Origin of the sequence: Daeguia caeni (genome assembly GCF_042653845.1) — a bacterium.
Classification (GTDB): Bacteria; Pseudomonadota; Alphaproteobacteria; order Rhizobiales; family Rhizobiaceae; genus Brucella; species Brucella caeni.
Map to the genome: position 1 here is coordinate 1 of NZ_JBHSEL010000068.1, position 1267 is coordinate 1267.

Genomic DNA, 1267 nt, shown 5'->3' on the forward strand with positions numbered 1-1267 from the left:
TGGCCTGCCCCTATGATGTGGTCCGGTTTCAATCTTAATGCATGATCGGCTTCTGAGCCATCATCTGGGCAGATGATGGCGCTGACCCGCGTGACGGCGCGGGCCAGATTATGGCCTCCGGTGCTGGCGGTTTATAGCCGAGCGATGAGTGTGGCCGCTCGGTGTTGTAATAGCGCCGCCATGCCTCGATGATGACCTTGGCCTCGGCGAGGCTGTAGAAGATCTCACCGTTGAGCAGTTCATCTCGGAGTTTCGAGTTGAAGCTCTCGCAGTAGCCGTTCTCCCACGGGCTTCCCGGCTCGATGAACGCGGTCTTCGCACCGACGGCGACAATCCACTCCCGCACCGCTTTGGCGATGAACTCCGGGCCGTTGTCGGAACGAACATGGCCGGGTACACCGCGCAGGATGAACAGGTCCGACAGGGCGTCGATGACGTCGGTCGAGTTGAGTTTGCGAGCGATGCGGATCGCCAAGCACTCCCGGGTGAACTCGTCGATGATGTTGAGCATGCGGAACTTTCTGCCATCGTGGGTCCGGCTCTCGACGAAGTCATAAGACCAGACATGGTTGGGGTGCTCCGGCCGAAGCCGGACGCACGATCCGTCATTCAGCCAGAGACGACCTCGCTTCGGTTGCTTCTGGGGAACCTTCAGACCCTCCCGCCGCCAGATGCGTTCGACACGCTTGGCGTTCACCGTCCAGCCCTCGGACCGCAACATCGCCGTGATCCGACGATAGCCATAGCGGCCATACCGGGAAGCGAGCCGGATAATGTCGGCGGTGAGCGCCTCTTCATCCGGCCGGCCTTGGGGCTTCTTGCGCTGGGTCGAGCGATGCTGGCCGAGGACCTTGCAGGCAAACCGCTCCGAGACGGAGAACTTTGCCATGACATGATCGACGCAGCGACGGCGGCGGGCGGGGCTCAGTAGTTTCCCGAGGCAGCCTCTTTCAGGATCAGCTTCTCGAGCGTCAGGTCCGACACAGCCTTGCGCAACCGGTCGTTCTCTTTCTCGAGCTCCTTCAGACGCCTCACCTGATCGCCTTTCAAGCCACCAAATTCTTTGCGCCACCGGTAATAGGTGAACTGTGTTACGCCGATTGTGCGAACCGCTTCGCTAACCGAGCGTCCTTGCGACAACAGAATATCGACCTGGCGTAGTTTCGAGACAATCTCTTCCGGCTTGTGCTTCTTCTGCGGCATTCCAACGTCCTCCTACGGCTCAATAGTTTACTTCAGGGAGGACCACTTTTCAGGGGGCAGACCA

General features: G+C 59.9%; 1 protein-coding gene. It reads right to left on the reverse strand.

From position 1 onward, the window contains the following. Positions 1–34 precede the first annotated feature (34 nt). Positions 35–1203, reverse strand: a protein-coding gene (locus ACFO1V_RS09425; RefSeq protein ID WP_374834785.1) for an IS3 family transposase whose coding sequence is annotated in 2 segments (ribosomal slippage) — positions 35–939 and positions 939–1203 — 1170 coding nt in all. Because the reading frame shifts where the segments join, the coding sequence is not laid out codon by codon here. Positions 1204–1267 lie beyond the last annotated feature (64 nt).